Below are 22,974 nucleotides of genomic sequence, written 5' to 3' on the forward strand. Positions count from 1 at the left end.
CAACAACCACGAGGAGGCTGTAGATGCACGACACACCGCGTCCCCACGACCTGCTCTGGGGCATGACCCCGGCCCAGCTGCCGGCCGACGCGCCGGATTGGGCGGGACGGGTGCTCGCTGCCGGCCAGCCGGTGGTGGTGCGTCGGGCGCGGGTGGCGCTCGGCGAGGTCGCGGTGGGTGTGCGCGGCGTCAGCCGTGACCAGCGTTACGCCACCTCGATGGCGCTCGGCCGCGTGCTGCGTTGCGTCAGCCCTGAACAACTGGTGCAGCGGCTGCCAACCGCCGGGCTCCCGGCGCTGCGTGCGCTTGAGCTGGTCAAACCGATGCTCGACGCCCTGGGCTACGGCTGGGGCGTGACCGGCTCGGTGGGCTACCAGCTCGCCACGGGGCTGCCGACGGTGACGACCGGCAGTGACCTTGACCTGCTGTTGCGTGTGCCCGAGCCGCTGTCTCGCGGCGCGGCCGCCGAACTGCTGTCGCAGCTTGACGGCGCACCCAGCCGCATCGACATGCAGCTAGAAACCCCCCACGGCGCTGTCGCCCTGCGTGAGTGGGCAGGCCAGACGGCTCGTGTGCTACTCAAGTGCGTCACGGGCGCGCGCCTGGTGGCCGATCCCTGGCGGCAGGCGTCGGACGGTACGGAGCGGGTCGCATGAGCAGCCTGTTCGCCTTTCCCGGTCAGGGCGCGCAAAAGCCCGGCATGTTGCAACGGCTGCCCGAGGCGCCGGAAGTCGCCGAGACCCTGGCCGAGGCCAGTGCCGTGGTCGGCGAGGATGCGCGGCTGCTCGATTCGGCCGAGGCGCTGCAATCGACCCGCGCGGTGCAGCTCTGCCTGCTGATTGCCGGAGTCGCCGGGGCGCGGCTGCTGATGCGCGATGGCCAGCGGCCGGACTACGTCGCCGGGCTGTCCATCGGCGCCTATGCCGCGGCGGTGATCGCCGAGTCGCTGACCTTCGCCGATGCCCTCCGCCTGGTGGCTCTGCGAGGCGAGCTGATGCAGCAGGCCTACCCCGAGGGCTACGGCATGACCGCTGTCCTCGGCCTGCCGCTGGGTGCGGTCGAGGCGCTGTTGGCCGAAGCCGAGGGCCCGGTCTACCTGGGCAACATCAATGCCGACAATCAGATCGTCATCGCCGGTAGCGACGCCGCCATGGCCGCGGTCGCCGCGCGGGCCAAGGCACTGGGCGCATCCTGCGCGCGGCGCCTGGCGATGAGCGTGCCGTCGCACTGCGCGCTGCTCGAGCAGCCGGCACAGCGACTGGCGGAGGCCTTCGCCAAGGTCGAGGTGCGTGCCCCACGGATTCGCTACCTCAGCGGCTCATCGGCGCGGCCGCTGTTCGACGCCGAGCGCCTGCGCGACGACCTGGCCTTCAACATGTGCCGCGTCGTCGACTGGCACGGCACCCTGCGCACCGCCTACGAGCGCGGCGTGCGGCTGCACATCGAACTGCCGCCAGGTCAGGTATTGACCGGGCTGGCGCGGCGGGTTTTCGAACAGGGTACGTTGGTCGCCTTCGACGGCGCCCGGCTGGACACGTTGGACGCCTTGCTGCGTCAGGAGGGCAGCCAGAGCCGATAGATAAATTGCACGCAGCACCCGGGCGAGCCCTCGCTCTGATCGATGGATAACAACAACGACCTCGATAACACGCGCCAAGCCTTCTGCAGGCGGCGCAACCAAAAGGACAAGAACAATGATCATCTTTGGTGTGGCCTTCCTAGCCTTGTGCACCCTGACGGGCATCTTCGTCGGTGAACTGCTCGGTAAACTTATTGGCGTCCCGGCCAACGTCGGCGGCGTCGGCATCGCCATGGTGCTACTGATCCTGCTGGGCAGTTATCTGAAAACCCGCGGCCTGTTCACCATGGATTCGGAGCAGGGCGTCAAATTCTGGAGCGCCGTCTACATCCCAATCGTGGTCGCCATGGCCGCGCAGCAAAATGTCCTGGGTGCGCTCAGTGGCGGTCCTATGGCGATCCTTGCCGGTATCGCTGCGGTGGCCATCGCTTTCGCCTTCGTACCGGTGCTCGACCGGATCGGCCGAAAAAAGCATGAAACCGATGAAGCCAAACCACTGACCTCCGAGGGCTGATCCATGTACGAATCTCTACTCAAGGTCGTTTCCGGCTACGGCCTGATCAGCGGCTTCGCCATTATCGGCGCTACCATGTGGTTCTCGTACTGGCTGTCGTACAAGCTCACCAAGGGCCGACTACACGGCTCAGCCGTAGCCATTCTGATTGGTCTGTTGCTGTCGTACATCGGCGGTGTCGTTACCGGCGGACAGAAGGGGCTGGTCGACATCGCGCTGTTCTCCGGCATCGGCTTGCTCGGTGGCTCCATGCTCAGGGACTTCGCCATTGTTGCTACGGGTTTCGGCGTTAGCGTCGAGGAGCTCAAGCGCGCCGGCATGGTCGGCGTGCTGGCGTTGTTCGTGGGCGTTTTTGCATCCTTCATTGCGGGCGTCTCGGTGGCTATGGCGTTCGGCTACACCGATGCGGTCAGCTTGACCACCATCGGCACCGGTGCAGTGACTTACATCGTCGGCCCAGTGACCGGAGCGGCGATCGGAGCCAGCTCCGAAGTGATGGCGCTGTCCATCGCAGCCGGCCTGGTCAAGGCAATTCTGGTGATGATCGCAACGCCCTTCTTCGCTCCGATGATTGGCTTGAACAACCCGCGTGCGGCGGTGATCTTCGGTGGCCTGATCGGCACCTCAAGCGGTGTGGCTGGTGGTCTGGCCGCGACCGATGCGAAACTGGTGCCTTACGGTTGCCTGACAGCGGCGTTCTATACGGCGTTGGGCTGCCTGCTCGGCCCATCGTTGCTGTTCTTCATCATGCGCGGCATGCTGGGATAATGTTCGTCAGCTTGGATTTTTGAGGCTGTACATGCGGCATTCGGCCAGGAGTGCGAGTAGGTTGGGATCGCGCTCCTTGGCCTTCAGGAAGACCACGCCGATGTGCTGTTGCAGATGATAACGCGCCTGCAGCGGCACCAGCTTGACCCGTGACTCGTAGACCATCCCTACCCGGCCGGGCAGCAACGCATACCCCACGCCTGAATTGACCATACTCAGCAGAGTGAAGATGTCATTCACCTGCATCGCGACCTTCGGTTCGAACCCCGCCTGCTGAAATACCCGGTTGCCGTCCTGATGAGTCGCAAAACCCTGGGTGAGCGTAATGAAGGTGACGTCGCGCAGGTCGCTCAGGTCGACTTCCGCCTGTTGCGCAAAGGGTGAATCAGCCGGCGCGGCGAGGAAGATGTCATCGGCAAACAGAGGCAGTTGTGCGCAGTCCGGGTCGTGGCTGACACTGTCGTTCAGCGACACCAGGATCGCGTCCAGTTCCATGTTCTTCAGCTTGTAGAACAGGTCGACGTTGGAACCCAGGATCAGGTCGATATTGAGCTCGCTGCGGCGCAGCTTCAGACCCATGATCAGCTGTGGCACGGTCTTCACCGTCAACGAGTACAGCGCACCAAGCTTGAACCGTTCAGCCGAGAAGCCGGCGGCTTCGCGCGTCTGCCGTACGGTTTCGAGTACGTCCTGCACCAGTTTCTGCGCCCGCTCTTCGAGCACATAGGCGCTCTCCAGCGGGATCAGGTTGCGTCCCTCGTGCTTGAACAGCGGGCAGCGCAGCGCGCTTTCCAGTGAGTGGATAGCGCGGTGCACGCTGACGTTGCTGGTGTTCAGCTCGGCCGCCGCCTTGCTCAGATTTCCGCTGCGCATGAAGGCGAGAAACACCTCCAGCTTTTTCAGCGTGATTTCTTCATCGATCTGCATTGAGGCCCGTTCGCTTTATTGGTTTTGTCTGGGCGGTTTGTCGGGCTTGCTGGCCACGACATCGCCTGGCGCCAGTGAGGCTATATACGCGTTCAGCCGCCCTAGGTGAAGGCGCTCCTGCTGCGAGATGCTCGCATATGAACAGCAAACTCAAGGGTGCGTCAGCTTTGCAGCGATGGGTTCCAGCGAATGGGTGGCGAACGGTGCGGGTGGGGCAAATCTGATTTTGGCGCGCCTAACGTGGAGGCAGAAACACGCGCCTAACGCCAATGGGGCATCGTGTTTCCGACTCTTGCCAGTGAGATTGCCTGGTATCAGGCGTGTTCGCGCCGCTCGAGGTTATCGTGCACGAGCTGCTCACTGTGGCCGATCTGCGCTGTTTTAGCGTCTTCTTCGCTCGCTACGGATTTACGAAAGCCGCTGATGGCTTCCCCCAGGTCGCTACCGATCGAGCGGAAGCGCCGGGTTCCAAACAGCATGACGACAATGAGCAGAACGATTAACAACTGCCAGATACTGATTCCGCCGAGGCCCATGGCCGTCTCCTTGAGGTGCAAAAAAGTAGGCGAATCCTGCCCCAGCGTTGTGACGTGCAGATGACGATTAGGCGACATTGCCACGTCTCTGCAACCTTTAGTGGGTTAACTGACGCGTCAGTCGACTTGCAGACGGATCGGACAAATGGGAAAGGAGCAGCGAGGGGTCGCCTTGCTTATGGTGCTCATGGCACTGGCATTGTTGGCCGGTGGCCTGGGTTGGCTGGCTGCGCAGGGCCGCGAAGAAATTGAGCAGGCCCGACAGCTGCAGCAAAGGGTACAGGCCCGTGCCGTAGACACAGCTGCCAAGGCGTTTGCGGTCCAGGCGATGCGCGATGTCAGCTGGCGCGAAAGTCCGCTGTACTGGCAGGCCACTCGTGGGCTGCCGTTGCCCTATCGATTCGACGGCGGCGGGGCGAGGCTGCTGCTACGCGATCTGCGTACCTGTTTCAACTTGAACGCTCTGGCAGGTGAGGATGGCGAGCGAGCCAGGCGGCAACTCGGGCATCTGCTGGGCCGTGACATGGCTAATGATCGATTGGTGCAGCAATTGGTCGACTGGGTGGACCCGGACCACCAGCCAAACCTGCTGGGTGCAGAAAACGACCAATACCTTCGTCAAGGCAACGGGTGGCTGGCCGCCAATCAGCCCATGCGCGAAACCAGCGAACTGAATCTGCTCGCACCGGCTGACCCGTCGCGTTACCTGCGTCATCCACAGCTCTGTGCGCTGCCCGATCATGGCAGCTGGCGCCTCAACGCTAATGCGCTGGCGTTGAGGGACCTGCCTTTGCTGGAGGCGTTATACGAGGGCGAACTGCCAGGCTCGCTACTGACTCGTGTGATCAGCTCACGTCCAGCGGGCGGTTATCGCGATGCGGAGCAGCTGCGCCAATCGCTGGGTGCTGTTGACGACGCGACCTTCCGACGCCTCACCGATGGGCTTGTGCTCAGCGGTGATCATTTTCTGCTCGGAATAGAAGTGAGCCTGGACGACACGGTTTACCGGACCGTTCACCAGGTCGAGGTACGTGGCGTCTCGAAGTGGTACAGCCGCGTGCCGGCGCAACAGGTGCTCTTCCGTGGTCGGCAGCCAGCCCCGTTCTGGACGGCAGAGTCGACCGCTGCTGATCTGATGCCCTGATGCCTCGGCCGGGCCGGGTGGAGAGCCGTCTGGTATCGCTTTTGGACCGATAAAAAAAAGAGCCGGTACCGTTTCCGGTACCGGCTCTTTTCGTCATGCAGCTATCAGACGGCGAGCTCGCCGCCGTCGGCTTTCTGGATGACTACCGTCGATGCACGCGGCCGAACTGTTTGGCCGTCCGGCGTAGCCTGGGTTGCGTCATCGGTGTAAGGCCAATTTCCAGGATGCTGGATATTGACGAACATCGAGGTGTTGTCGGGCGTGAAGGTCACGCCAGTCACTTCGCTGCCGTTCGGGCCGACAAAGAAGCGACGCAGCTCGTTCTGGTTCTGCTCACGGATGGGCAGCTGGTTACCCTCGGCATCCACCAGGTTGCTCGGGATTACCGCAAGCATCTGGTCGTTGGTGACCTGAGCGACGGCGTTGCCACCGTTGTCGGTCTGGATCCAGAGAATGCCGCGGCTGTCGAAGCCCATACCGTCCGGGCTGGCGAATTGGTTCATATCGGTCAGACCGGAAAGGTTGGTTTCGGGGCCAGCGTTGGCGTCCGAGCCGAACACGAAGATGTCCCAATCGAAGCTGACCTGATCGTCCGATTCATGCCAGCGGATGACATGACCGTTGACGTTTTTCGCCCGTGGGTTGGCAGGGTTCGTTTCGGTACGGCTGGAGTTGTTGGTCAACGTCAGGTAGACGTCACCATTGACCGGGTTGACCGCGGTCCACTCCGGGCGGTCCATCGGGGTCGCGCCCACGGCGTCGGCAGCTCCACGAGTGTTCAGGATGATTCCCGGCAGATCGCCGTAAATCGAACCCAGGGTACTGCCGTTCTGCGCGACGGCGTCTACGGTCAGTGGCAGCCAGGTACCCGTGCCGTCTGCGTTGAAGCGCGCAACGTACAGCGTACCCTCGTTCATGTACTTGTCGCCGGTCGCCAACGGGTCGCTGGGGTTGGCATCGGCCTCGTCCCACAATGCTTTCGAGACGAATTTGTACAGATATTCGAAACGGGAATCGTCGCCGCTATAGAACACGACCGGCTTGCCTTGCTTGGTCAGACCCGGCCAGCAACCTTCGTGACGGAAGCGGCCCAGAGCGGTGCGCTTGACTGCATTGCGGTTCGGGGCGAACGGATCGATCTCGACGATGTAACCGTAAGTGCTCGCCTCGTTCCGGTAATCGTCGGTGGCGCTGGCGCCAGACGGAGTGAGATCGAAGCGGGCAAATTCACCGTTCTGCTCGGACGCGTCACCGGCAGCTGTCTCCCAGCCGTAACGGCTCGAGTCGGTCGGCATGCCGATGCGATCCTGATCACGCGGCAGCGGAGTGCTGCGATTGATGAAAACTTCTGGCCAGTTCTCTTCGCAGGTCAGATAGGTGCCCCAAGGGGTATAGCCGTTACCGCAGTTGTTGTTGGTGCCGCGGGTGACTGTGCCATCGGTGGAGAAGGCAGTGCGCACGTGCTCGGTTCCACGCATCGGGCCGCGAATATCCATCACGCTCGCGGTGGTGAAACGACGGTTGAGCGGGTCGTTCTGGATGACCTGCCAGCGGCCATCGACCTTGGTGATGCGAACCACGGCTACACCGTGGGCGTTGATTTCCTTGCGTACTTCCTCAGCCGGACGATTGCCGTTTGCGTCGCGGGTCGCGCCGTTGGGGTGCAGCGCTTTCTGGTCGATGTACTCGTGGTTGACCACCAGCAGGCCGTCTTCGGAGCTGCCGTTGATGGGGAAGAAGCGCATGCCGTCGTGGTGCATGCCCATGGCGTTGGCCTGGTCAGTGGACGTGTTGCTGCCGTCGTCCTTCCACGGATTGGCCGTGCTGTTGAGCGGCGTACCCCATGGGGCAAGCACGAATGCGGTATAGCCGGCCGGAACGACACAGGCGTCCGTACGCGACACGCTGACGGATTCGAAATTCAAGGCCAGCGGCTTGCTTGGCGTCGGCTCGGTCGGGGTGCTGGGGGCTTCATCGGAACTGCTGCCGCCGCCGTCGAAGCAGCCGGTCAGGCCAACACCAGCAATCATGGCGATAGCCGCTCCCAATCCACCGCGCAGCACATGACGGCGTGAGAGATAGGTTTCAAGTACCGAATCCATGTGCGGGTTGTTGCTGGGATTGAGGTTGCGGTTGTTGCCGGTTTCGCGACTCATCGTCTACAGCTCCTTGGGTTGGCTTGATAGCGGGGCGGACTGTAGAGAGCGATTGTGATGATTAATTGATAGTTTTATGAAAAAAGGTTTTAAGCCGTAATTGTTTAAGCTTTGATGCTGATCGCCTTCCGTTGAAATGAATCTGTCACCTGATCGTCGCATTATCGCCCCGCATTTGAACGTTGGGTGACAGATCGATGACAAGCATGGGGCGCCGGCAAGTTCTGGCGTGGTTGATGGCGGGCGCTGCGATTCCCGCGCTAGGTGGATGTGCCACCGGGGCGGCGAAGCCGCTTCGGGGCTCGTCACGTCTCGATCTGCTGTACTACGCCGACACGCTTGATGCCCGGGCGCCAAGTCTGTTTGTTGCCCCTCAAACCCGGCTCGGCGCAGCAGCCCGGATCGGCCAGGCGCCATGGTTGACTGGCGCCAGCGCGCGGGCCGCTTTCGCTGGGCAACAATCGTTGGCACCCATGCTCGACGCCGCGCTCGGCCCGGTCGAAACCGGCGGATACGCCGTACTGGGTGCTCTGCTCGAGCGGCTGCGCAACGAAGTGGGCCCGCAGAACTGCCTCACCCTGGAAAATGGCCAATGCTGGAATGGCAGCGGGCTCGCCTATCTCACTCAGGGGGCATCGGGTGTGCAGGGTAGCGAGCTGCTGGGCGCCGATGTGCGTGTGAGCAGCGACGAACGCGCGCTCTGGCCGCAACAGGCGGGCGGGCTGTACAAACAGTGGGGGCGCCCGGTGCTGGCCGCTGGGCTGGAAGCGCCAGGCACCCAATCGATCGCTTTCTTCGAGCGGGCGGGTGTGCAGATCGCAGTGGTCGGCATCACCGACCCCTATGCAGTGGATCAGACCCGCTCCCTGAGTCAGTGGTATGAATCCATGCGCTCACAGCTCGATGAAGCGCGGCGGCAGGCTGACCTGGTCGTCGCGCTTGCGGACGTGGGCACCGGGCCGGGTCTGTGGCTGGCCGAGCGGCTTGAGCAGGTCGATCTGGTTCTCTGCGCCCGTGGCCAGGATCTCTGGCCGCGCCAGATTGACGTTCGCCAGGTGTCAGGTCGCCATGTGCCTGTTGTGCTGGCAGGAAGTCGCGCCTGTGGCGCCTTCCGCATCCGTTGCGATTCCACGCCACAAGGATGGCGCTTCGCCGCAGAGTTCCACCCCGCGTTTGCCGAATCGCTGAGCGCCGCGGATCGCCTGATTCAGGCGCGCCTTCAATCGACACTTCAATCGCAGCGCGCCAGCCATGCCGGTTGGCTTGACCAGACGCTGGCGCACGCGCCCGAACCGATGTGGCGCCGCGATGTGCGCGGTGGCAGTTGGGATCGGCTTATCCATCAAGCGTTGGCAGAGGATTACGGCGGTGGAGTGCTGCTGCCGGGCCTGCGCTATGACGCGCCGTTGCGCCGGGGCCAGGCAATCACTCGCGAGCATCTGCTGAGCCTGACCGGCAGTCACCCTGCGGTGGTTCGTGAAGCCCCCGCCGCTCAACTGCAGCGTGTGCTTGAAAACGCGGCGGAGCAGCTCTTCGGAGACCCGGTCATTCTTGACAACAGCCAGGACCTGCCGCGCTTGCTCGGCCGCTCGTGGCAAGTCGCGTATAGCCCGTCCGGGCAACGCGTATCGGGCGTCGAAACGATGGAACGGCTGCGCACCTTTACGCTGGGCGCACAGACCGAAGGAAAACCGCTCTGGCAGTACCTCGAAGCCTATCTGCGTGAACAGCCAGGCTCCTGGCACTTACCCGAACTCGCTTTGCCGCGCCTGACTTACGTGCAAGGCCATCCGGGTTGGCATCCGGCCCAGGGAGCACCGGCATGACAGCATCAGTGAAACTGGTCGGCTTCGGCTTGGCAACGCTGGCCGCGTGGCTTGCGGCTCAGTGCGTGCTGACCGTCTGGCATGGGCCTTCCACACCCGCACAGCGGATGGTCGATCCGGCTGCGCGCATGGAGCTGCTTACCCAGCACTGGACGCGAGAAGCGGTACAGAGCCGCGACGCCGGGCTGCCCCTGACCACACTCGAGCTGACCTGGATAGGCGGCCTGCGCGCCGACCCTGTGGATTCGACGGTCGTGGTTCTCGGTTACCAGAAGCAGCAGCGCACCCTCACGCAAGGCCAGCGGCTGGCGCCGGGGATCGTGCTGCATCGGATCGATGACCAAGGGCTCGTCTTCGATCACAACGGGCGGCTCGAACGTTTGCCCTGGCCACAGGAACGCCCACCGCAAGGACTCAAACGCCATGGTTAAGCCGTCCATGACGCCTCTGGCTCGTCAAATCCGCGTGCTGCTGTTTGGGTTGCTGCTGCCCGGACTGGTCGTTGCTGCAGATGACGACCTGCCGATTGCCGAACCCTCTCGCTACGAGGTGAACTTCGTCGAGACGGATATCGGCGAATTTATCGACAGTGTGTCGCGAATCACCGGTACGACCTTTATCGTCGATCCGCGCGTGCAGGGCAAAGTCACGATTCGCACCATGTCGCAGCATACGCCGGACGAAATCTACGACATCTTCCTCGCCCAGCTGCGGGCGCAGGGCTTTGCCGCGGTGGACCTGCCCGATGGCACCGTGAAGATCCTGCCGGACCAGGCAGCCCGGCTGGAGCCGGTGCCCGTTGACTCGGGGCAGGGCAGCGAGCAGGCCTCCAACGGCATGGCGACGCGGGTCTTCAGCGTGCGCAACGCGGCCAGCGAGCAGATGCTTGAAATCATCAAGCCGCTGGTCGATCCGCGCGTCGGCGTCATTACCCCTTACCCCTCGGCCAACCTGCTGGTGGTAACCGATTGGCGCAGCAACCTGGGCCGCATCGAGACCCTGCTGCGCCAGCTTGATCAGGTCATTGACGAGCCGGTGGAATCCCTTCAGCTGAACCACGCCAGCGCCCGGGACACCGCGCGACTGATCAACGAGCTGCTTGGCAAGGGAGATGCCCGCGGTGCCAAGGTCGTCGCCGACCAGCGCGGCAATGCCTTGCTGGTACGCGGAAGCACAGCGGATCGGGAGCGGGTGCGACAGTTGATCGCAAAGCTGGACGTGGTGCGTGAGCATGTCGGTAATACCGAGGTGATCTACCTGCGTCATGCCAACGCGGCCGACGTTCTGAAAGTGCTGCGCGGACTCAGCCAGGGTGGTGTCGGCGAGATGGCCGCCGCCGAAGAGGGCGCAGCGGCGCCGGCTGTGGTCTCGGTGGATGGCGTACGGCTTGAGGCCGAGGACGGCGCGAACGCCATCGTCATGCTCGGGCCTGACAGCGAACTGATGACCTACCGGCGAATCATCGAGCGGCTGGATATCCGCCGCGCCCAGGTGGTCGTGGAAGCGATCATTGCAGAGGTCACCGATACGAGGGCGCAGGAACTGGGCGTGCAATGGCTGTTTCTCGATCCGAGCAGCAAGCTGCCTGCCGGCAGTATCAACTTCAATGGCAATGGCGGCGGCATCAATGCAATCGCCGCTGCAGCGGCCAATAAGAACTACTCGCAGATTGGCTCGCTGCTGTCGGGCGTGGAAGGCATCACCGCAGGTGTAGGGCACATCGGTGGCGGCATCAATTTCGTTGCATTGCTCAACGCGCTGCGCAACGAAAGCGGATTCAACCTGCTTTCTACCCCAACGCTGGTCACGCTGGACAATGCTGAAGCGTCGATTCTGGTCGGCCAGGAAGTGCCCTTCGTGACCGGCTCCATCACCCAGAACAACGCAAATCCGTATCAGACCATCGAGCGCAAGGAAGTGGGCGTGAAGCTGCGTCTCAAGCCGCAGATCAACGTGGACAACACCGTGCGGCTGGACATCATCCAGGAGGTGTCGTCCATTGCCGAAACCGCCAGGGCCAGCGATGTGGTCACCAACAAGCGTGAGATCAAGACCACGGTCATGGTCGAGGACAACGGCATGGTGGTGCTCGGCGGGCTGATCAGCGACGAGGTTGCCGACAGCGATCAACGCGTGCCGTTGCTGGGTGATATCCCAGGCCTCGGCCGGCTGTTCCGCTCCACTGCCCGTAGCCATGCCAAGCAGAACCTGATGGTGTTCATCCGCCCGCGCATCGTGCGCGACGCCCTGACCCTGAGCCAGCTCAGCGACGAAAAGTACCGAAGCATCAAGGCCAGCAGCCCCTTGGCGCTGCCCGACCGCGAGGCGCGTAGCGATCTGCTCGGGCTGTTTCCATCGAGCCGGGCACGCCTGGGCGGGCTGGTGCCTTGATGAGCGAGGCGCTACTGCCCTATCGGTTGGCTCGGCAGTGCGGCATTGCGCTGCGACCCGAAGCGAACGGCATGCAGCTGTTGTTGCGAGAGACCGCCGATCTGACCCAGCTGCAGGAAGTGCTGCGTGTTCATGGGGCGCCTGTGGGCTGTGTGCGTCTCGGTGCGTCCGATTTCGAGCATGAACTGGAGCGGTTGTACCAGTCCGGCGAGCCGGCCACCGCGACCCTGATGGATGGCATCGCCGATCAGGTCGATCTGGCCGGTCTGATGAGCGAGCTTCCGCGCATTGAAGATCTGCTGGAAAGCGAAAACGAAGCGCCAGTGATCCGCCTGATCAATGGCCTGCTCGCCGAAGCGCTGCGACTCAGCGCATCGGACATTCATATCGAGACGTTCGAGCAGAGCCTGGTGGTGCGCCTGCGTGTGGACGGCCAGCTTCGCGAAGTGCTGGCCCCGCCGCGTGCGCTGTCGGCCATGCTGGTGTCGCGCATCAAGGTCATGGCGCGGCTGGACATCGCCGAGAAGCGCCAGCCCCAGGACGGTCGCATCAGCCTGCGAATGGGCGCACGAGACGTGGACATTCGGGTGTCGACACTGCCCGGCATCCATGGCGAGCGCGTGGTGATGCGCGTGCTCGACAAACAGGCCAGCCTGCTGGAGCTAACCAACCTCGGCATGCCGCAGGACGTCGAGGCAAGGCTGCATCGTTGTTTGCAGCAACCCAACGGCATCATCCTCAGCACCGGGCCGACCGGCTCGGGCAAGACCACCACGCTCTATGCCAGCCTCAACCGCCTTAATGACGGTACGCGCAACATCCTGACCGTCGAGGACCCGGTGGAATACGCCATCACCGGCATCGGCCAGACGGCCATCAACCCGCGTGCCGGGATGACCTTTGCCAATGGGCTGCGCGCCATCCTGCGCCAGGACCCGGACGTGATCATGGTCGGCGAGATCCGTGACGTCGAGACGGCGCAGATCGCAGTACAGGCGAGCCTGACCGGTCACCTCGTGTTGTCCACGCTCCATACCAACAGCGCCGTAGGGGCTGTCACACGGCTGCGCGATATGGGCATCGAGGCGTTTCTGATCGCGTCGAGCCTCAAGGGTGTGCTCGCACAGCGCCTGGTCCGGCGGCTGTGTGACTGTGCTCAAGCGCGGCCGATCCTGACCGCCGAGCGAGAGCTGATGGCGGGCCTCGACGAGCTGGCGCATCTGCATGACCCGGTCGGTTGTGAAGCCTGCGGGCATACCGGCTATCGCGGGCGCCTCGGGCTGTATGAATTTATCGAGCTGGATGCCGGGCTGATCGCGCTTCTTTATGACGGGGCAAGTGAGGTGGAGATGGAAGCCTACCTCGCCGGGCGGCGGCAGAGCCTGGCGCAGGCAGCCATCGAGCAGCTGCGGTTCGGGCGGACAAGCCTGGCTGACGTTCTGCGCGCTGTGCAGCGCTGAGGTCCGCATGCCGAGCTTTCGCTACCTTGCACTCGATCAACAGGGCCGTAGCCGACGGGACCTGATCCAGGCGGACACCGAGCGCCATGCGCGTCAGCTGCTTCGTGAACAGGGCCTGTTCGCCCGAGAGCTCAAGCCCCACGCGGCGACAGCCAGGCGTAGCGCTGGTCAGCGGTTGAGCCACGCTCAACTGTGCGAGCTGACCCGGCAACTCGCAACACTGCTGGGGGCTGCGATCCCGCTGACCGAGGCGCTATCGACCCTCGAGCGACAACTGGACCCTTCATCGAAACGCGTGCTCGCGAGCGTAGGCGGTACGGTCGCCGAAGGGCACGGCTTGGCTGACAGCCTGCGGCGCCACGGTGCGCCGTTCGATACCCTCTACTGCGCGCTGGTGGAAGCGGGCGAACACTCCGGTCGATTGGCCGCGGTGCTGGAACGGCTCGCCGACTATCTGGAACAGGTCCAGCGGCAACGGCACAAGGCCCGAACCGCGCTTATCTATCCCGGCGTGCTTATGTGCGTATCCGTCATCGTCGTGGTCGGCCTGATGACCTTTGTGGTGCCACGCCTGACCGAACAGTTCGACCATGCCGGCCGCAGCCTGCCGGCGATCACCCAGGTGCTCATTGGGTTCAGTGATGCGCTCGTCGTCGCCGGGCCCTGGTTGCTCGGCACGATCCTGCTGCTCGGTGGCATCGCCTCGATACTGCTTCGCCAGGCGTCCTGGCGTTATCGCCGCGACCGGCTTCTGCTGCGTCTGCCCCGTTTGGGCACATTGTTCGCGGTCCTCGAAAGCGCCCGGCTGTCGCGCAGCCTGGCGATTCTGTGCGGCAGCGGGGTGCCCTTGCTCGAATCGCTGCAGGTCGGTACGGCGACGGTTGGCAACGGCGTGATCCGCGCGGCTCTGGAGCGGGCCCGTGATCAGGTCGAGACCGGCATCAGCCTGCACCGCTCGCTGGGTAGCAGCGGCCACTTCCCGCCCATGCTCATCAACATGGTGGCCAGCGGCGAGGCCAGTGGCACCTTGCCGGACATGCTCGAACGGGTCGCCGACAACCAGGAAAGAGCCTTCGCCCGACAGGTCGACATGGCGCTGGCGCTGTTCGAGCCGGCCATGATCCTCACCATGGGCGCCATCGTGCTGTTCATCGTGCTTGCCGTTCTGCTGCCCATCATGCAACTCAACCAAGGCCTCAACTTCTAGGAGACCGATCCATGCGTGCTCACTCTAATCCGGCCCGGCAACGGGGCTTCACCCTCATGGAGATCATGGTGGTGATCTTTATCATCGGCCTGCTGGTGGCAATCGTCGCGCCCAACGTGTTGGGCAACCAGGACCAGGCCATGCAGCAAAAGGTGCGTGCCGATCTGGCCACGTTGGAGCAGGCGCTGGACTTGTATCGCCTGGAGAACCTGCGCTATCCGACCACTGAGCAAGGCCTCGCCGCCCTGATCGAGAAGCCGACCACCGAGCCGCTTCCGCGTGCCTGGCGGACCGATGGCTACATTCGACGCATGCCGAAAGACCCATGGGGCGCGGCCTATCAGTACCGCTCCCCAGGTCAGCATGGGCGGTTCGATGTGTATTCGCTGGGTGCCGATGGCATGGAAGGCGGAGAGGGCACCGACGCGGACATCGGTAACTGGAACCTCTGATGAGCAGAGCGGGCGGTTTCACGCTGCTGGAGTTGATGCTGGTGTTGCTCATCGCCGGTTTGGTCACCGCCATGAGCGTGGCTTGGCTGGCCCGAGGCGAGACGCTGGCAGCCGACGCACTGCAACGGCTGGCCGAGCGCGCTTCAGCCCTCGAGCTGCGTGCCCGCGACACAGGGCAGCTCATTGGTCTGGGTTGGAGCAGCGGTGGTCCCGCTCGATTCGAAAGCAAGTTGCAGGACGGTTCGCTGCGTTGGTTGGCAACGCCGCTGGACAAGTCCTGGCCTGAACAGGTGCAACCGCGACATGGCAAGGCCGGCGAGCCTTGGGTCGTGTTCACGCCTACGGGTGTGGCACGGGCGATGACGGTCGATTGGGAATGGCCGGACGGTCACGAGCGCTGGCGTTGGAGCAGCGATGGTTCGCTGCATGTCGAGCGATGAGGCGGAGCCGGGGTTTCACCCTGCTGGAAGTGGTGGTGGCGCTCATGATCGCGGCGACCATGGCTGTCATGGTGACCTCGGTTCTGCATCAACGGATCGATGGGCATCTGGCCGTTCGCGATCGGCAGTTCGCAGCCCTGTGCGCCCGCGAACTCATCGCGCGCTTCGAGGTGGAAAGCTATTGGCCGCGAATCGACCAGGTACGCGGGCAGCTGCGTCAGGGTGCGCGAAACTGTCAATGGCGTATGAACCTGAGCTACACCGGCGTCGCGGATCTGCGCCGCGGCGAGTTGAGCCTGTTCGACGACGAAGAGCGGTCGCTGGGGCATTTCAGCGTGTTCCTGCGGCGCCCATGAGCCGTCGCGAGCGGGGCCTCACATTGATAGAGCTGATGGTAGCGATGGCGCTGACCGTCGTGCTCGGCCTGCTGATCGCGGCGCAGGTTAACGGATGGCTGCAGGTTCGTGAGCGACTGCAGGCGGCTGACCGGCCTGAGGTTCTGTCGTTCTGCCTTGCGCTGGAGTCGCGCTTCGATGGCATCAGCCTGCGCCAGCTTTATGAGCAGCGCCTGCCATTACCCCTGGCGTGGCTCGACTGGCGACCCGATCAGCTGCAGCTGCAGTGGACAGCGCTGGCCGCGTGGCCGCCTGCTGAGGGTGCTACCCGCTTGCAGCGACAACGCCTGCGCTACGAAGCCGACGCCCAGCGATTGGTGCTTTACGCCAGCGACGACCTGTATGCAGCGGGCGTGCCGCGGTGGGTCAAGCGCGAGACGATCGAGCCGGTCGAGCAGGTCCGCTTCAGTTACCGCCAGGGGCAGCGCTGGCTGGCTTACCCATCGCAGACCGCCGCCCAGCCGAACCGTGGCGTACGGATAGAATTCGAGTATCGGGGAGAGCCCTATGTTTGCACCTTCGCCTTGCCGGACTTGCGGCCATGATTGAACGTCTGCGCCTCCGGTTGCGCCCGGCAGCGGCCAGCTGGTTGCTGGTGCGCCCACGTGACGCTCAGCCATGGCGTTGGCAGCACTGGCAGGCCGGCACCCTGGTGGCGGAGGGCGACTGGCCACCGCCGGCCGCCCTTCAGATGCTGCGTTGCGCACTGATTGTTCCGGTGGATGCTGTCAGCTACTTCGAGACAGTCGCCCCGCCAGGGGTGCGGCCGAACGAGTGGCCTATGCTGCTGGAGGACCGCCTGCTGCAACCGCCCGAGACGGTGCTGGTCGGTTGCGTTGGCCGGCGAAACAAGACTTTGCGACTCGTGGCGTTGGATCCTGCCCGGTTGGCTCGATGGCAGCATGACGCCGGTGCGTTGGGTTTGCATATCGAGCGGTACTGGAGTGAGTTCCAGCTCGTCCCCGAGGCTAAGTCAGGCGATGCGCTCCGATGGTCGGCTTCGGGATTCACCTGCGTTATCCAGGCTGACGAGCAGGGCGAGCAGAACTGGCTGGCGGTACCGGACGAGCTGGCGGCTGGGATTCTGGGCGATTTGCTGCCCACAGGGCGCCGCGTAGAGCCGGGCTCGGACGTGATGTTCGAGGGCTTACCCAGCCTGGTGCGGGCCAGGCGCGCATCACGCCCGGCAGGTCGCTGGCGCGGCACGTTCCGACTGGCCGGCGTCTGTGTGGCCCTCTCGCTTGGTTGGGCCGTGCTCGCAGCCGCACAGGGCTGGCAAGAGGGCGTGCAGGTACGAACGATCTTGAGCGAGCAGCTGGGAGCGAGCACCTTGCAGCAAGCCGAGAGCCGGTTGCGAAGCCTCCAGCGTGACGAGCAGCAGCGGCTTTTTCGCCTGCAACAGACGGCGGCGCTGGGCAACGCAGTTGATAGCTGGTTGGCTGAGCATTCCGAATGGACACTGGAATCCCTTGGCTTCGATGGCCGGCATTGGGAGATCAAACTCAACGGTCACGGCGAGGCATTGGAAAACGTGGCGCGCTGGGATGCACTCGCAGCTGAGGTCAGCGGCACGGCGACTCTGACACGGGACGGTAGTACCTTGATCGCCCGGATAGACCTCGAAGGAGGCGGTACGTGATGGTTGAACAGATGCGTGCACACTGGCAGGCGCTGCCGCCTCCCCGGCAGCGATTGTTAGCGGCTGGCTGGGTGCTGGTGGTGATGATGGCGGTCTACGTCGCGGGTCGTCCGCTGATCAAAGCGTGGCAGGAGTCGCAGGGTTGGCGGAGCCTGGCGGGCCAGGCCCGAGCACTGCCTGTGGCCCAACCGTTAGTCGCTGATGACTGGGGAAGTCTTGCCAGCGCCACCGGCCTTGTGCTGACCGAAGTGACCCCGGACGGCGCCGCCTGGCGGTTGAGCGGCCGTATGGGGCGTGCCGATGCGCTTGGTTCATTCATCGATCGGGCCATGACACGAGGCTGGCATGCCCAGCGCTGGCATATCGGAAAAGACGCCGAGGGCCTGGTCTTCGAACTCGAGTTCCGGGCGTACGGCAAAGGCGCTCCAAAGTGAATCGCTGGCTTGTTGTCTGGGCGCTGATCGTCCTCATCATCATTGTGTTGTTGGGCTCGCCTGCAGCCTTCTGGGCCCGTTGGGTCGATTGGCCCGATGACTGGCAACCGCAATCAATCAGCGGCACCTTGTGGAACGGTCAGGCGCAGCAGATCGGGCCGCTCGGCCCGGTAAGCTGGCAGCTGAAGCTGGCCGGCCCCGGGGCGGACGTGCAGGTAGGCGCGTTGCAACGTCACTGGCTCGTCGCGCTACGAGGCTGGCCCTGGAAGTGGCAGGCGTCGCTTCAGGATGGCGGCAGTACCGCGACGCCCGAGCAGCCGGTGAGGCTTGAAGGGCAATGGGAAGGTCGGATCGACATCAGTGGGCGCGGCCAGGCGTGCGAGTCCAGTGTCGGAAGCCTGGTAGCGCCACAGCTCGATCTTCTATCGCCTTGGGCCATGCCGCTTGGGCATGGCGAGATCAGCCTCGATTGCGCCGAATCACCGCGCTTGCACGCGCGGCTCGAGCAACCGGGTCAGCATCGTTTCGATCTCAAGGCAGATCTCACCGCACGCACGACCGAACTCAGCGGAACGGCTGCCAAGGCGTCGGAGTTGGGCGGCTTGCTCCGTCAATTTGGGCTGCTGGGACAGGGGCAGGAGTCGTTCCAGACGCGGTTCGTTTGGTAATTGCGCCGTTAGGGTCGTTTGCAGTTAAACCCTTGTGCAAACAGCTGCTTCGGGACCGTGCGATTGGCGGCGGTAGAAGAAGCGCAGCGACGCTAACATGCACATCGCATGGTGCATAATGCCCGATCGTGCAAGTTGCAACGCAGCCCAGTTTTTCATTCGCCTCTAAGTTGTTGAAAATAAAGCATAAAAAATCATTTCAGAGCTGGCACGTTGGATGCTCAAGTTGCGTATCGCCTACAGGCGTAGCACAACAATTCGAACGTATGGCTGAGTGGCGCGCCAGCCAGGGATATGGAAAGCAATGGATAACAGACTGAACGGCAAAACTGAAATCTGGGCCGATGGCTATTCATTCATGGAAATAAGCGAGACGCTGTTGGTCGCGTTGGGTATCCGTGCTGAAGAACCCAAACCATCCGAATCAACTTACCGTCGTGCCGAGGTAGCGTCTCGGACGGCTGAAGAAGTGGCTTCTGGTGTTGGGAACGAACGGTAACGACCGTCGTCCCTGTCTGCAGACAGACGCAAGCCTCTCTCCCACCTCTATGCTAGCGAGCTAGAGCGAGTATCGGCTGGTCGTCGCACGGCCAAAGTGCAACGAGTCGAACGTTGCCACTGCGAAGCGCTGTAGACCTGCACGGTTTACCCAGCCGCTGCCGGCAGTTCAGAGCACGTGTTGGGATATGCGCTTCGATATTTCGACGATCGAGGTCTTGCCAGTGAACTCGAACTTGACCTTTCCAAGCGAAGAGAAATAAACCTCCAGCTCGGAATCCAGATCGAACGTCCCCGACGTCTCAACCGAATAAGCGACGATGTTCTTGTAGGGCAGGGACGTGAAATCCTTTTTGCTGCCAGTAATGCCCTGGACATTGACGGCAATGATCCGCTTGTTGGTGAACACGACGCCGTCACGCATGGACTTGTAGGCATCGATTACCTGCTCATCATCCAGTAGCAGCGACCTGACCCGCTCGGCGTACTCGTCGTTCTGCTTTAGTTTGAAGAAACCCTTATTGTCGAAGTCGATCATCGCTGCGCTCCCGGTTATGGATCGTTATCGCCGCATGCTGCCCTAGCCGACGGTAGCTTTCCACAAGGCGCTCCCTTGACAGCGGCAGACAGCATCCGATCAAATGTTACGCTATAACATCTAAATGGAAGCGGTCATGAGCAGCAGCAGGGTTGTAGCACGGTTATTGGGCGTTGCCGCCGCGGCGGGTTTGGGCAGCATGTCGGCGCTGGCTCAAGAGTCAGACCGCGCAGTGCTTGAGGAAGTGGTGGTGACGGCCGATCGGGAACAGGCCGAGGCCAAGGGTTACCAGACCCGGCGTTCAGCCAGCGCCACCAAGACGGACACGCCACTCGAAGAGGTGCCGCAGGCGGTGAGCGTCATTCCTGCTACGGTGCTCGAGGACCTGGACAGTCCGCGCATTGAAAAGGCCCTGGACTATGCGGGCGGCGTGGCGCGGCAGAACGACTTCGGCGGCCTGACCATGTACGAATACAGCATCCGCGGGCTGACCACCTCGGAGTTCTACAAGGATGGCTTCAGCGTCAACCGCGGCTACATGAATCCGCAGGACCCTTCCAATGTCGAGCGTATCGATGTCCTCAAAGGCCCAGCGTCTAGCCTCTATGGCCGCGGTGATCCAGGCGGCACTATCAACATCGTCAGCAAACGCCCGCTAGACGACCAGTTTGTCCGGTTGGACCTGAGCGCCGGCCGCTGGGATCGTTACCGAAGCAGCCTGGACGTCAATACACCTCTGGACGACGAAGGCAAGATGCTCTATCGCATGAATCTGGCGGTGGAAGACAACAAGAGTTTCCGTGATTACCGCTCCAGCGAGCGGCAGTTCTTCGCCCCTGCGTTCAGTTGGGAACTGACGCCTGAGACGCGCCTGCTGGTGCAGGCTGAGGTCATCCGCAGCAGCCAGGTATTCGACCGCGGTGTGGTTGCGCCGAACGATCACCTTGGCAGCGTTTCGCGTTCCGACTTTTTCGGGGAGTCCGGTGACGGCGAGATCGACAACAACAATGAAAGCCTGCAAGCCGAGCTTGAGCATGATCTGAATACGAGCTGGACCGTCCGGCTCGCCAGTCACTACAAGCAAGGCCGACTGAGCGGCGGCGCCACCGAAGCGAGTTTTTTCAAAGCTGATGCGCGCACCCTGAACCGCGAGTACCGCTACCGCGATTACGATTGGCAGGACAGTATCACCCAGCTGGAACTGCGCGGTCTGGTGTACACCGGCGACATCGAGCACAACTTGCTGATCGGTACCGAGTACGAGCGCTATGCCAAGAACGAAGCGGTGCTGCGCACCCCTCCGTTATCAGCGATAGACATCTACGAGCCGGTCTATGGGCAGCCACGGCTACCTTTCAGCGTTGGCCCTGGAGGGCGCAGCACGGATCGCCACGAGCTGGTGCATTCCCGCTCGCTGAACCTGCAGGATCAGATGCGCTTCAGCGAAAAGCTCTTCGGTGTCGTCGGCGCACGTTACGACCACTACGAACATCGGCTGGACAATGAAGTTGCCGGCACACGTGTCGAGCAGACCCACGAAAAGATCACGCCGCGCATTGGCGCGCTCTATCAGTTCACACCGGAAGTCGGGGTATTCGCCAACGCCTCGCAGTCATTCAAACCCAATACGGGTGCGCCACGGCCGGGGACCGGCACCTCGTTCGATCCCGAGGAGGGCGTTGGATACGAAGCGGGCTTCAAGCTTGATCTGCTCGACGGCCGCCTGGGGATGACCATCGCTGCCTTCCACCTGACCAAGGAAAACGTGCTCACAGGCGATCCGATTGATTCCAGCTATCAGATCGCCGCGGGTGAAGTGCGCAGCCGCGGTGTCGATCTGCAGCTGACAGGCCAGCTGACCGACGAGCTTCGCGTGATCGGCGCCTACGCTTATGTCGATGCTGAAGTGACGGAAGACAACACCCTGGTGCGCGGCAGCCGCCTGCTCAATGTGCCCAAGCACAGCGGCAGCCTGCTGGGCGTCTACGAGTTTCTCGACGGCGGGCTGCGTGGCCTGGAGCTCGGTGGTGGGGTCAATTACGTCGGTGATCGCTCCGGCAACGTCGCGGACAGCGGTTTCGAACTGCCGGGTTACACCACAGTTGACCTTCTGGCGCGCTACAAAGCCACGCAAAACCTGACCCTGGGCGTAAACCTCAACAACGCTTTCGATCGCACCTACTACGAACGTTCCTACAGCAACGTCTGGGTGATGCCGGGCGATCCGCGCAACCTCAGCCTGAGCCTGTCGCTAAACCTATAATGCCGATCCGGCTCGCTCACCCGAGCCGGTTGTCACCAGCCCCACCCGTAAGGAAGAACAATGAACAAGCAACACGTAAAAATCGCCGCTGCGCTCTTGGCTGCCATGTTGACCGGACAGGTTTCGGCTCACGGCATCTGGACCGAGGAGCGGCGCGGCAACATCGAAGTCATTTACGGCGACGGTGCTGAAGACAACGCCTACGACCCCAAGAAAATCACTGGCGCCTGGGCGAGCAATCAGCAGGGCGGTCGTATCCCGGTCACCGTCGAACGTCTGGAAGACCATGCGCGGCTCAAGCCGCTTCAATCGCCAGCGGTGCTGAGCGTGGCGCTGGACAACGGTTACTGGACCCAGTCGCCGGACAAGAAGTGGCTTAACGTCGGCGAAACCAAGGTCCCTGGCGCGCTGGATTCCGGGCGCTATTACAAGTACACGCTGGCCGTACTGGAGGAGGGGGCGAAATTGCCCGCGCTGGGCGAGCTGAAGCTCGTGATCGTGCCCCAACAGGATCCGTTGTCGGTTGAAACTGGCGAGGAATTGGAAGTCCAGGTCCTGGTGGATGGCAAACCGGCGTCCAACGTCGAGCTCATCGCCGACTTCGTAAATGCACCCGGAGAAGTCGCGACGAAAACCGACGCCCAGGGCAAAGCGAAGGTCACCGTGCGCAACCATGGCCTCAACGTCATTGCAGCCTCCACCACGGTCCCGAGCGACGACCCGGACGCCCGCGTGCGCGGCATGTTTTCCTCACTGAGTTTCGTCAGCGAGAAGCACGAGCACTGATAGAGCCGTCACCTTCAGCGAAACGAACGTGATCAAGGCACAACCATCGGGACCTTCCCCGGTGATCGGTGTTGGAGGACTCTGCTCAGTAGCGACCGGCCTGAAACGAAAAAGCCCCGGATTTTCATCCGGGGCTTTTCACTTTGAAGATGGCGCACTCGGCGGGATTCGAACCCACGACCCCTGCCTTCGGAGGGCAGTACTCTATCCAGCTGAGCTACGAGTGCGTTGCGGGCGCAATCATACGCATGTCGTCTGCAGTCGTCCATGGCGCTTCGGCAGCTCCTTGGCGCACGGCGCAATTGATCAATGACGGGTCGAAGCCCCATCAGCCTTTGTTATGGTGCGTTAAT

24 protein-coding genes and 1 tRNA gene are annotated in these 22,974 nt (G+C 62.8%); 20 read left to right on the forward strand and 5 right to left on the reverse strand.

What is annotated here, in order from left to right; genetic code table 11:
* Positions 1–23: 23 nt before the first annotated feature.
* The 4 genes from JQR87_RS00245 to madM all read left to right on the forward strand — a co-directional run bounded on the left by JQR87_RS00245 (position 24) and on the right by madM (position 2,861).
* A complete protein-coding gene (locus tag JQR87_RS00245) occupies positions 24–656 on the forward strand; it encodes a malonate decarboxylase holo-ACP synthase (protein WP_407293818.1) in 633 nt (210 codons plus the stop codon).
* Positions 653–1,579 carry a malonate decarboxylase subunit epsilon gene (gene mdcH / locus JQR87_RS00250; RefSeq protein ID WP_407293815.1) on the forward strand — a complete coding sequence of 309 codons (927 nt, stop codon included), beginning with the start codon at positions 653–655 and terminating at the stop codon, positions 1,577–1,579. Before JQR87_RS00245 ends, mdcH begins: the two co-directional genes overlap by 4 nt.
* Before the next feature lie 115 nt (positions 1,580–1,694).
* Positions 1,695–2,093 carry a malonate transporter subunit MadL gene (madL, locus tag JQR87_RS00255; protein WP_407293813.1) on the forward strand — a complete coding sequence of 133 codons (399 nt, stop codon included), beginning with the start codon at positions 1,695–1,697 and terminating at the stop codon, positions 2,091–2,093.
* A gap of 3 nt (positions 2,094–2,096) precedes the next feature.
* Positions 2,097–2,861, forward strand: a complete 765-nt coding sequence (gene madM / locus JQR87_RS00260) for a malonate transporter subunit MadM (RefSeq protein ID WP_407293811.1) — start codon at positions 2,097–2,099, stop codon at positions 2,859–2,861.
* A 6-nt stretch (positions 2,862–2,867) separates the two neighbouring features.
* Here madM and JQR87_RS00265 read toward each other — a convergent pair whose 3' ends face one another.
* Positions 2,868–3,788: a LysR family transcriptional regulator gene (locus JQR87_RS00265; RefSeq protein WP_407293809.1), complete on the reverse strand. Its 921-nt coding sequence runs from the start codon at positions 3,786–3,788 to the stop codon at positions 2,868–2,870.
* 314 nt (positions 3,789–4,102) lie between these two features.
* On the reverse strand, positions 4,103–4,324 hold the full coding sequence (gene tatA / locus JQR87_RS00270) for a twin-arginine translocase TatA/TatE family subunit (protein WP_407297870.1): 222 nt from the start codon (positions 4,322–4,324) through the stop codon (positions 4,103–4,105).
* A 145-nt stretch (positions 4,325–4,469) separates the two neighbouring features.
* Between tatA and gspK the strand changes: the two genes are divergently transcribed.
* Positions 4,470–5,468: a type II secretion system minor pseudopilin GspK gene (gene gspK / locus JQR87_RS00275; RefSeq protein ID WP_407293807.1), complete on the forward strand. Its 999-nt coding sequence runs from the start codon at positions 4,470–4,472 to the stop codon at positions 5,466–5,468.
* Between the two features lie 104 nt (positions 5,469–5,572).
* On the opposite strand, the gene JQR87_RS00280 is transcribed toward gspK, so the two are convergent.
* Positions 5,573–7,624 (reverse strand): PhoX family protein, encoded by a 2,052-nt coding sequence (locus JQR87_RS00280; RefSeq protein ID WP_407293805.1) that lies wholly within the window; start codon positions 7,622–7,624, stop codon positions 5,573–5,575.
* A gap of 197 nt (positions 7,625–7,821) precedes the next feature.
* Between JQR87_RS00280 and JQR87_RS00285 the strand changes: the two genes are divergently transcribed.
* The 13 genes from JQR87_RS00285 to JQR87_RS00345 all read left to right on the forward strand — a co-directional run bounded on the left by JQR87_RS00285 (position 7,822) and on the right by JQR87_RS00345 (position 19,035).
* Positions 7,822–9,450 carry a lipoprotein UxpA gene (locus tag JQR87_RS00285; protein ID WP_407293803.1) on the forward strand — a complete coding sequence of 543 codons (1,629 nt, stop codon included), beginning with the start codon at positions 7,822–7,824 and terminating at the stop codon, positions 9,448–9,450.
* Positions 9,447–9,881, forward strand: a complete 435-nt coding sequence (locus tag JQR87_RS00290) for a pilus assembly protein PilZ (RefSeq protein WP_407293801.1) — start codon at positions 9,447–9,449, stop codon at positions 9,879–9,881. Before JQR87_RS00285 ends, JQR87_RS00290 begins: the two co-directional genes overlap by 4 nt.
* A complete protein-coding gene (gene gspD, locus JQR87_RS00295; RefSeq protein WP_407293799.1) occupies positions 9,874–11,841 on the forward strand; it encodes a type II secretion system secretin GspD in 1,968 nt (655 codons plus the stop codon). The genes JQR87_RS00290 and gspD overlap by 8 nt, the downstream gene beginning before the upstream one ends.
* Positions 11,841–13,301 carry a GspE/PulE family protein gene (locus JQR87_RS00300; RefSeq protein WP_407293797.1) on the forward strand — a complete coding sequence of 487 codons (1,461 nt, stop codon included), beginning with the start codon at positions 11,841–11,843 and terminating at the stop codon, positions 13,299–13,301. Before gspD ends, JQR87_RS00300 begins: the two co-directional genes overlap by 1 nt.
* A 7-nt stretch (positions 13,302–13,308) precedes the next feature.
* Complete coding sequence (gspF, locus tag JQR87_RS00305; protein ID WP_407293795.1) at positions 13,309–14,508, forward strand: type II secretion system inner membrane protein GspF; 1,200 nt, start codon at positions 13,309–13,311, stop codon at positions 14,506–14,508.
* Positions 14,509–14,519: 11 nt separating this feature from the next.
* The gene (gspG, locus tag JQR87_RS00310; RefSeq protein WP_407293793.1) at positions 14,520–14,960 is read left to right on the forward strand and encodes a type II secretion system major pseudopilin GspG; all 441 of its coding nucleotides are present in this window, start codon (positions 14,520–14,522) and stop codon (positions 14,958–14,960) included.
* Positions 14,960–15,400, forward strand: coding sequence for a prepilin-type N-terminal cleavage/methylation domain-containing protein (locus JQR87_RS00315; protein ID WP_407293791.1), 441 nt, complete (start codon positions 14,960–14,962; stop codon positions 15,398–15,400). Before gspG ends, JQR87_RS00315 begins: the two co-directional genes overlap by 1 nt.
* Positions 15,397–15,756 (forward strand): type II secretion system protein, encoded by a 360-nt coding sequence (locus JQR87_RS00320; protein WP_407293789.1) that lies wholly within the window; start codon positions 15,397–15,399, stop codon positions 15,754–15,756. Before JQR87_RS00315 ends, JQR87_RS00320 begins: the two co-directional genes overlap by 4 nt.
* Complete coding sequence (locus JQR87_RS00325; RefSeq protein WP_407293787.1) at positions 15,753–16,340, forward strand: PulJ/GspJ family protein; 588 nt, start codon at positions 15,753–15,755, stop codon at positions 16,338–16,340. Before JQR87_RS00320 ends, JQR87_RS00325 begins: the two co-directional genes overlap by 4 nt.
* Positions 16,337–17,434 carry a hypothetical protein gene (locus tag JQR87_RS00330; RefSeq protein ID WP_407293785.1) on the forward strand — a complete coding sequence of 366 codons (1,098 nt, stop codon included), beginning with the start codon at positions 16,337–16,339 and terminating at the stop codon, positions 17,432–17,434. Before JQR87_RS00325 ends, JQR87_RS00330 begins: the two co-directional genes overlap by 4 nt.
* Entirely contained in the window at positions 17,434–17,868 is a 435-nt protein-coding gene (gene gspM / locus JQR87_RS00335) for a type II secretion system protein GspM (RefSeq protein WP_407297868.1), read from the forward strand. The genes JQR87_RS00330 and gspM overlap by 1 nt, the downstream gene beginning before the upstream one ends.
* Positions 17,865–18,536 carry a type II secretion system protein N gene (gene gspN / locus JQR87_RS00340; RefSeq protein ID WP_407293783.1) on the forward strand — a complete coding sequence of 224 codons (672 nt, stop codon included), beginning with the start codon at positions 17,865–17,867 and terminating at the stop codon, positions 18,534–18,536. The genes gspM and gspN overlap by 4 nt, the downstream gene beginning before the upstream one ends.
* Positions 18,537–18,840: 304 nt before the next feature.
* Entirely contained in the window at positions 18,841–19,035 is a 195-nt protein-coding gene (locus JQR87_RS00345; RefSeq protein WP_407293781.1) for a hypothetical protein, read from the forward strand.
* 168 nt (positions 19,036–19,203) lie between these two features.
* Here JQR87_RS00345 and JQR87_RS00350 read toward each other — a convergent pair whose 3' ends face one another.
* A complete protein-coding gene (locus JQR87_RS00350) occupies positions 19,204–19,572 on the reverse strand; it encodes a PH domain-containing protein (protein WP_407293778.1) in 369 nt (122 codons plus the stop codon).
* A gap of 136 nt (positions 19,573–19,708) precedes the next feature.
* Between JQR87_RS00350 and JQR87_RS00355 the strand changes: the two genes are divergently transcribed.
* On the forward strand, positions 19,709–21,835 hold the full coding sequence (locus tag JQR87_RS00355; protein ID WP_407293776.1) for a TonB-dependent siderophore receptor: 2,127 nt from the start codon (positions 19,709–19,711) through the stop codon (positions 21,833–21,835).
* Between the two features lie 60 nt (positions 21,836–21,895).
* The gene (locus JQR87_RS00360; protein ID WP_407293774.1) at positions 21,896–22,621 is read left to right on the forward strand and encodes a DUF4198 domain-containing protein; all 726 of its coding nucleotides are present in this window, start codon (positions 21,896–21,898) and stop codon (positions 22,619–22,621) included.
* A gap of 150 nt (positions 22,622–22,771) precedes the next feature.
* Here the strand turns inward: JQR87_RS00360 and JQR87_RS00365 are convergent.
* A tRNA-Arg gene (locus JQR87_RS00365) sits at positions 22,772–22,848 on the reverse strand.
* Positions 22,849–22,974 lie beyond the last annotated feature (126 nt).

This window comes from Stutzerimonas stutzeri, from assembly GCF_051028275.1.
In the GTDB taxonomy this organism is placed as follows: Bacteria; Pseudomonadota; Gammaproteobacteria; order Pseudomonadales; family Pseudomonadaceae; genus Stutzerimonas; species Stutzerimonas stutzeri_AS.